Raw genomic sequence first — 7,849 nt, forward strand, 5'->3', positions numbered from 1 at the left:
GTTAGGCTTGTCAGTCGAGAGTGTGCGGGCCCGAACGCATCCTGCGTCGACGTCCGCACCGAAGAGCTTCAGCGATGAAAGAGGGCGATCGAGAGTGTCGAACCAGGTGACCGGCGTCGGCGGCGACGGGGGGTTCGGAGCCAATTCCTGGCTCGTTGAAGAGCTCTACGAGCAGTTCAAGATGAACCGCGATTCCGTCGACAAGGAATGGTGGCCGATCCTCGAGAAGTACCACTCCGACACGGCATCCGCCGCTCCCTCTGCATCCACAGACGCACCGGCACAGCCGGCCCATCCCGTCACGGCTCCCATCCCCGTGATCGGCTCCCAGCCGGTGGCCCGTACGACGGCCAAGCCCGCCGCTGCGGCCCCGATCCCCGCGCAGGCGCCGAAGCCCGCCGCGAAGTCCGAGTCGAAAGAGGCTCCGTCCCCCGTCGATGAGGACAAGGTCACCCCGCTGCGCGGGCTGCCCAAGACCCTCGCCGCCAACATGGACGAGTCGCTCACCGTCCCGACCGCGACCAGCGTGCGTACGGTGCCGGCGAAGCTGATGATCGACAACCGCATCGTCATCAACAACCACATGGCGCGCACCCGCGGCGGCAAGATCAGCTTCACCCACCTCATCGGCTGGGCGCTCATCCGCACTCTCGACGAGTTCCGCAGCCAGAACGTGTTCTACGCCGAAGTCGACGGCAAGCCCTCCGTGGTCGCACCGGCGCACGTCAACCTCGGCATCGCGATCGACCTGCCCAAGCCCGACGGCACTCGCGCCCTCATGGTGCCCAGCATCAAGCGCGCGGACACGCTCTCGTTCACCGAGTACCTCGGCGCCTATGAAGACCTGGTCACCCGCGCCCGCGGCAACAAGCTGACCGCCGCCGACTTCCAGGGCACCACGGTGTCGCTGACCAACCCGGGCGGCATCGGCACCGTGCACTCCGTGCCGCGCCTGATGAAGGGCCAGGGCTGCATCATCGGCGCCGGTGCTCTCGAGTATCCGGCCGAGTTCCAGGGCGCCAGCGCACGCACGCTCAACGAGCTGGCGATCGGCAAGACGATCACGCTCACGAGCACCTACGACCACCGCGTCATCCAGGGCGCCGGCTCCGGCGAATTCCTCAAGAAGGTGCACGAGCTGCTCATCGGACAGCGCGGCTTCTACGACGACATCTTCGCAGCCCTCCGCATCCCCTACGCGCCGATCCGCTGGAACCCCGACATCGCCGTCGACCTCGCAGAGCGCGTCGACAAGCAGTCCCGCGTGCAGGAGCTCATCAACTCCTTCCGCGTGCGCGGTCACCTCATGGCCGACATCGACCCGCTCGAGTACGTGCAGCGCTCGCACCCCGACCTCGAGATCGAGAGCCACGGCCTCACCTTCTGGGACCTCGACCGTGAATTCGTCACGGGTGGTTTCGGTGGTCGCCGGATCGCGAAGCTCCGCGACATCCTCGGTGTGCTCCGCGACTCGTACTGCCGCACGCTCGGCATCGAGTACATGCACATCCAGGATCCGGAGCAGCGTCGCTGGTTCCAGGAGAAGGTCGAGGTCAAGTACCAGAAGCCCGGCCACGACGAGCAGCTGCGGGTACTCCGCAAGCTCAACGAGGCCGAAGCCTTCGAGACTTTCCTGCAGACCAAGTTCGTCGGCCAGAAGCGTTTCTCGCTCGAGGGCGGCGAGTCGCTGATTCCGCTGCTCGACGAGATCCTGCAGGGTGCGGCCACCGCGGGCCTCGAGGGTGCCGCCATCGGTATGGCCCACCGCGGCCGTCTGAACGTGCTCACCAACATCGCCGGCAAGACGTACGGTCAGGTGTTCCGCGAGTTCGAGGGCACCCAGACCCCCGGCAACCAGCGTGGATCCGGCGACGTCAAGTACCACCTCGGCACCGAGGGCACCTTCGTCGCCGACGACGAGTCCGAGCTCCCGGTCTATCTGGCAGCCAACCCCTCGCACCTCGAGACGGTCGACGGCGTGCTGGAGGGCATCGTCCGCGCGAAGCAGGACCGCAAGCCGATCGGCACGTTCGCCTGGCTGCCGATCCTGGTGCACGGCGATGCGGCCTTCGCCGGCCAGGGAATCGTCGTCGAGACCCTGCAGATGTCGCAGCTGCGCGGTTACCGCACCGGTGGCACGATCCACGTGGTCGTCAACAACCAGGTCGGCTTCACGACCACGCCGAACGACGGCCGCACCTCGATCTACGCGACCGACGTCGCCAAGACGATCCAGGCACCGGTGTTCCACGTGAACGGTGATGACCCGGAGGCCGTGATCCACGTCGCACAGCTCGCTTTCGAGTATCGCGAGCGCTTCCACCGCGACGTCGTCATCGACCTGGTCTGCTACCGACGACGCGGTCACAACGAGGGCGACGACCCCTCGATGACGCAGCCGCTGATGACCGACCTCATCCAGGCGAAGCGCTCCGTCCGCCGCCTGTACACCGAGTCGCTCGTCGGCCGCGGCGACATCACCGAGCAGGAGTACGACGAGGCCAAGGCCGACTTCCAGAACCGTCTGGAGATCGCCTTCGCCGAGACGCACGCCGCCGAGACCGGCGCCCTGCCGATCGCCCCCGAGCTCCCGCCTGTCGACGATCAGGTCGGCGCGCCCGAGGTCACCGGCGTACCGAGCGAGGTCATCCAGCTGATCGGCGACGCGTTCGTGAACAAGCCCGAGGGCTTCACGGTGCACCCGAAGATCCAGCAGCTGCTGGAGAAGCGTCTCGACATGAGCCGCAACGGCGGCATCGACTGGGGCTTCGGCGAACTGCTCGCGTTCGGCTCCCTCCTCGTGGAGGGCACCCCGGTGCGCCTCGCCGGTCAGGATGCGCGTCGTGGCACGTTCGTGCAGCGCCACGCGACCCTGCACGACCGTTCGAACGGCCAGGAATGGCTGCCGCTGTCGAACCTCTCCGACGCGCAGGGACGCTTCTTCGTCTACGACTCGCTGCTCAGCGAGTACGCCGCCCTCGGCTTCGAGTACGGCTACTCTGTGGAGGCTCCCGAGGCACTCGTCCTCTGGGAGGCGCAGTTCGGCGACTTCGTCAACGGCGCCCAGTCGGTCATCGATGAGTACATCTCGGCCGCCGAGCAGAAGTGGGGTCAGCAGTCAAGCGTCGCACTGCTCCTCCCCCACGGCTATGAGGGTCAGGGACCGGACCACTCGTCCGCTCGCATCGAGCGCTTCCTGCAGCTGTGCGCGCAGGAGAACATGATCGTCGCGCGCCCGTCGACCCCCGCGTCGTACTTCCACCTGCTGCGCCGCCAGGCCTATGCACGTCCGCGCAAGCCGCTGATCGTGTTCACCCCCAAGGCGATGCTGCGTCTGCGCGGAGCGACGAGCCCTGTCGAGGCGTTCACTCAGGGTCGCTTCGAGCCGGTGATCGACGACAACCGCGGCCTCGACCGCTCCGCCGTCAAGCGCGTACTCGTGCACTCCGGCAAGGTGCACTGGGATCTGCGGGCCGAGCTCGAGAAGAACCCGAACCCCGAGGTCGCGTTGGTCCGGCTCGAGCAGCTGTACCCGACGCCGATCGACGAGCTCAAGGCCATCACCGACTCCTACCCGAACGCCGAGCTGGTGTGGGTGCAGGAGGAGCCGGAGAACCAGGGCGCCTGGCCGTTCCTTGCTCTCGCCTTCGCCGATGTTCCCGGAGACCGTTCGTTCCGTCCGATCGCACGCTCGGCATCGGCATCGCCGGCGACCGGGTCGTCGAAGGTCCACGCTGCGGAGCAGGCGGCGCTGATCCGCGCGGCCGTGACGATCGACTGACCTCCCATACGAAGAACGGGCGCCACGACTCAGGTCGTGGCGCCCGTTCTCGTCTCAGCCGAAGGCGGCCTGCGGCCGGTTCAGCCGACGATCACCGGCGCCGGTGCGACACGCAGATCGGAACTCAGCTCGACTCGCGCACGCGCCAAAGCCGCTGCGTCCGCCCCCGCAGCGCCCAGCACGAGCAGAGCCGCCCCGAGCACAGGTGGGGCATCGACGATCTGCAGGAACGCCGCAGGCGCATGCTCCTTCAAGCCGGAGCGGATGCTCTCGAGCAGAAGTCGATCCCGTCCCCGAGCAACACCTCCGCCGAACAATACCGGCACCGCGGCGTCGCGCAGTTCGAGCCGAGTCACACAGGCGCGCACGAATGCGACGACCTCGTCGGCCTGCCGCTGCACGATGCCGCGCGCGACCGCGTCTCCTGCCGCTGCCGCCTCGAACAGCACCGGGGCGAGCGCCGCGAAGCTCTGCTCCTGGCGGCGCCCGAGGTGCACGTCTTCGATGAGTGACGCGACCGATGGTGCTCCGGTCGCCCGAAGGAGCAGTGCGACGAGCGCGGTGTCCGGCCCTCGACCGTCCTCGGCGCGGGCGGCATGCCAGACGACGGCGTCGCCCAGTTCGGCCCCGCCTCCCCAGTCGCCCGAAAGCGGACCGAGTGCGGGAAAACGCACCTGAGCGCCGTCTGCACGGACACCGATCGCGTTCATCCCGGTGCCGCAGATCACCGCGATCGCGTCCTCCGCGTCGGTCCCGGCACGAAGGAGCGCATGCAGGTCGTTCTCGACTGCAGCCTCATCCGCCCAGGGCAGGGGCGAGATCGCCGCCCGGAACGACGCGATCTCCTCGGCGAGATCGAGACCGGAGAGGTACAGGCCGACTTCGGCGAGCTCACGGGGCTCGTGGTCGCCGAGCGCGCGACGTACGAGGTCATCGATCACCCGGACAGACTCGTCCAGGCCGTCGATCTGCGGGCTGGACCCTGCGCCGCGCTCCCATGCCAGCACCTCACCATCGGTGTCGAGAAGCACGACGTCGGTCTTCGAACCTCCTCCATCGACCGCCAGAACCAGCGCAGGTCGCCCCCGGACGCTCACGCCCACTCCAGGAATCGCGCGTTGGCGGCCAGGAGCAGGTCGGTCAGCTTCTCCGCGCGCTCATGCTGCAGCACGAGCGGATGCGCCCGCATCGCGCGCAGCACCCGGTCGCGTCCGCCGCCGATCGCCGCATCCAGCGCGAGGCGTTCATATCCGGCCACCGCGCTGATCAGACCGCTGATGTCGTCGGGGAGGGCAGCGACCGGCTCGGCCACGAATCGCCCGCCGACGTGACGGGCCGGTACCTCGATCACGTGATCGTCGGGGAGGAACGGCAGCACACCGTCATTGCGCATGTTGACCACACGCGGCAGGTCTGTGCCGCCACGGATCGCGAGGAGCAGCTCGATCGCCGCCTCGGAGTAGAAGGCGCCGCCGCGCTTCTCGAGGATCGCGGGCTTGGTGTCGACGCTCGGATCGGCGTAGAGGCCGAGGAGCTCGTTCTCGATCGCACGCACTTCTGCCGCTCTGGTGGCGTTGTGCCGCTGTTCGTGCAGCACCTCGTCATGGGCGTAGTAGTAGCGCAGGTAGTACGAAGGGATCACTCCCAGCTGGGCGAGCAGTGCCGGTGCGAGCTCGACCGTGTCCGCCAGTTCTCCGACGCGGGTCTCGAGTGCCTCGGGAAGCCGGTCGACGCCGTCGATGAAGACGCCGCGTTCCCACGTGAGGTGGTTGAGTCCCACGTGGGCGAGCGCCACCCGATCCGGTTCGACTCCGGCTTCCTCCGCGAATCGCCGCTGGAAGCCGATCGCGACGTTGCAGAGACCGACGGCACGGTGTCCGGCCTGCAACAGCGCACGCGTGACGATGCCGACCGGGTTGGTGAAGTCGACGATCCAGGCGTCGGGCTTGGCATGCCGGCGAACCACATCGGCGATGCGGAGCACCACCGGGACGGTCCGCAGCGCCTTCGCGAGCCCGCCCGGCCCCGTCGTCTCCTGCCCGATGCAGTCCACGTCGTGCGGCCAGCTCTCGTCCTGCTCCCGTGCGTCCTGGCCGCCGACCCGCAGCTGGATGAGCACGGCATCGGCGTCGCTCACGCCGGCGACGAGGTCGTCGGTCGTGATCAGTCGAGCCGGATGCCCGCCTCGGGCCAGCATGCGACGCGACACGGCGCCGACGAGCTCCAGACGCCTCGGGTCCGTGTCTACGAGCACGAGCTCTTCGATGGGAAGCTCGCGCTGCAGGCGGATGAAGCCGTCGATCAGCTCCGGGGTGTACGTCGATCCTCCGCCGACGATGGCCAGTTTCATCTGGTCTCCTTGTTCCTGAGGGTCATCCGCCCGTCGATGGGCGTCAGTCTGTGGGGATGCGTTCTTCGAGAATGGTGCGGATCTGCTCGACGAGCAGTCGACGGGCGCCGACGAGTACAGCGCTCTCGCCGGTACCGCTGAGGCGCACCTCGGGGACCGGTCGTTCTTCGGCCGCGGCCCTTTCCGCGACGAGCTCGGCGAGACGGCGGCCTCCGGCCAGGCCCGTGGGACCGCCGAGCACGATCATCGCGGGGTCTAGCACCACGAGTACCGGCTCGATGGTCAACGCGATCCGGTCGGCGACCGTGTGCAGCGCCTGTTCGTCGTCGGCAAGAGCCAGGATGTCCTGCGGATAGTCGACGCCACGCTCGCGCAGGAGGTCGAGGACGACCTGAGAGCCGAGCAAGTCGGTGGTGACGGCGCCGGGCTCTCCCGTACCTGCGGAAACCGTCAGGTAGCCGATCTCGCCTGCGCTCCCGTGCGCACCCCGATGGATCGTGCCACCGAGGTCGACGCCGACGCCGAGGCCGACCCCGACCCAGAGGAACGCGAAGCTGTCGACCTCCTGCGCGACTCCGACGGCACGCTCAGCCATCGTGGCGAGGTTCACGTCGTTCTCCAGAGTCACCGAGACGCCGAGCTCGGCTTCGATCCGTGCCCTGGCGCCGAAGGCCGGCCAGCCCGGCAGGGAGTCGGTCAGCGACAGCGTGTCCTGTCCGCGGCTGACGGCCGCCTGCACCGCAACGGTCACCGTCTCGATGGTGTCGCGGTCTGCGCCGGCCGCTGCACACGCGGCGTCGATGGCGCGGGCGATGTCGTGCTCGGGCGAACGCTCCTCCCCCTGCACCGGCAGATCGACGATCGGATACTCGGATCCTGCCGCGTCGACGAGAGACGCCTGGATGCTGCCGTCGAGCATGTTCACCGCGACGCCGGCCACACGGTCGGTCCGCACGCCCCAGCTGACCGCGCTCGGACCACGACTGCCCGCGACCTCGCCGACCGGCAGAACCAGCTCGGCGCGCTCGAGTCGCGCGATCATCTGCGTAGCCGTCGGTTTCGACATCCCCGACAGCTCGCCCAGACGGGTCCGCGTGAGCGAGCCGTGCTCGAGGATCAGCCGAAACGCCTCGCGGTCGTTCCTGGTGCGCAACCAGGCCGAGGTTCCCGGGTCGATCTGTGACATGTACTGTTCCTTCCGAGCGGCCTGGTCAGGCGGTGCCGAGTTCGATGCCGAGTTCGGTGCGGACTTCGTCGCGGAGGCGGCCGAGGTTGTCGGGCTCGGGTGCCGCGCCGAGGAGCGTCTTGGTGTACTCGTGCTGCGGGTTCAGGATGACCTCGTCCGCGGGGCCCCGTTCGACGACATCACCCTTGTAGAGCACCATGATCTCATCCGAGAAATGCCTCGCCGTGGCCAGATCATGCGTGATGTACAACACGCCCAGGTTCTCCTCACGCTGCAGATCCGCGAGCAGGTTCAGTACCCCCAACCGGATCGACACGTCGAGCATGGACACCGGCTCGTCGGCGACGATGAACCGAGCGCCCGGGGCCAACGCCCGGGCGATCGCGACACGCTGCCGCTGCCCGCCGGACAGTTCGTGCGGGCGACGCTCCGCGAAACTCTCCCCCGGGGTGAGACGCACCCGCTCCAGTAGTTCCACGGCCCGCTCCCGCACCTGGGTGCGGGAGAGTTCCGGGTGGTGCAGGCGGATCGG

Annotated in this window: 5 protein-coding genes; 1 reads left to right on the forward strand and 4 read right to left on the reverse strand. The window is 68.3% G+C overall.

Features of this window, described 5'->3' with window-relative positions; genetic code table 11:
* Window positions 1-94 precede the first annotated feature (94 nt).
* The gene (locus CQ040_RS16295; RefSeq protein ID WP_105527898.1) at window positions 95-3,781 is read left to right on the forward strand and encodes a multifunctional oxoglutarate decarboxylase/oxoglutarate dehydrogenase thiamine pyrophosphate-binding subunit/dihydrolipoyllysine-residue succinyltransferase subunit; all 3,687 of its coding nucleotides are present in this window, start codon (window positions 95-97) and stop codon (window positions 3,779-3,781) included.
* 80 nt (window positions 3,782-3,861) lie between these two features.
* Here the strand turns inward: CQ040_RS16295 and CQ040_RS16300 are convergent, their stop codons facing one another.
* The 4 genes from CQ040_RS16300 to CQ040_RS16315 all read right to left on the reverse strand — a co-directional run.
* Entirely contained in the window at window positions 3,862-4,878 is a 1,017-nt protein-coding gene (locus tag CQ040_RS16300; RefSeq protein WP_258131526.1) for an N-acetylglucosamine kinase, read from the reverse strand.
* A complete protein-coding gene (locus CQ040_RS16305; protein WP_105527900.1) occupies window positions 4,875-6,131 on the reverse strand; it encodes a 6-phospho-beta-glucosidase in 1,257 nt (418 codons plus the stop codon). The genes CQ040_RS16300 and CQ040_RS16305 overlap by 4 nt, the downstream gene beginning before the upstream one ends.
* Window positions 6,132-6,174: 43 nt before the next feature.
* Window positions 6,175-7,317, reverse strand: a complete 1,143-nt coding sequence (locus CQ040_RS16310) for an ROK family protein (protein WP_105527901.1) — start codon at window positions 7,315-7,317, stop codon at window positions 6,175-6,177.
* Between the two features lie 25 nt (window positions 7,318-7,342).
* Window positions 7,343-7,849: ABC transporter ATP-binding protein (locus tag CQ040_RS16315; protein WP_146113930.1), on the reverse strand; the 507-nt coding region annotated here is incomplete at its 5' end.

Source organism: Microbacterium sp. MYb54, from assembly GCF_002979515.1.
In the GTDB taxonomy this organism is placed as follows: Bacteria; Actinomycetota; Actinomycetes; order Actinomycetales; family Microbacteriaceae; genus Microbacterium.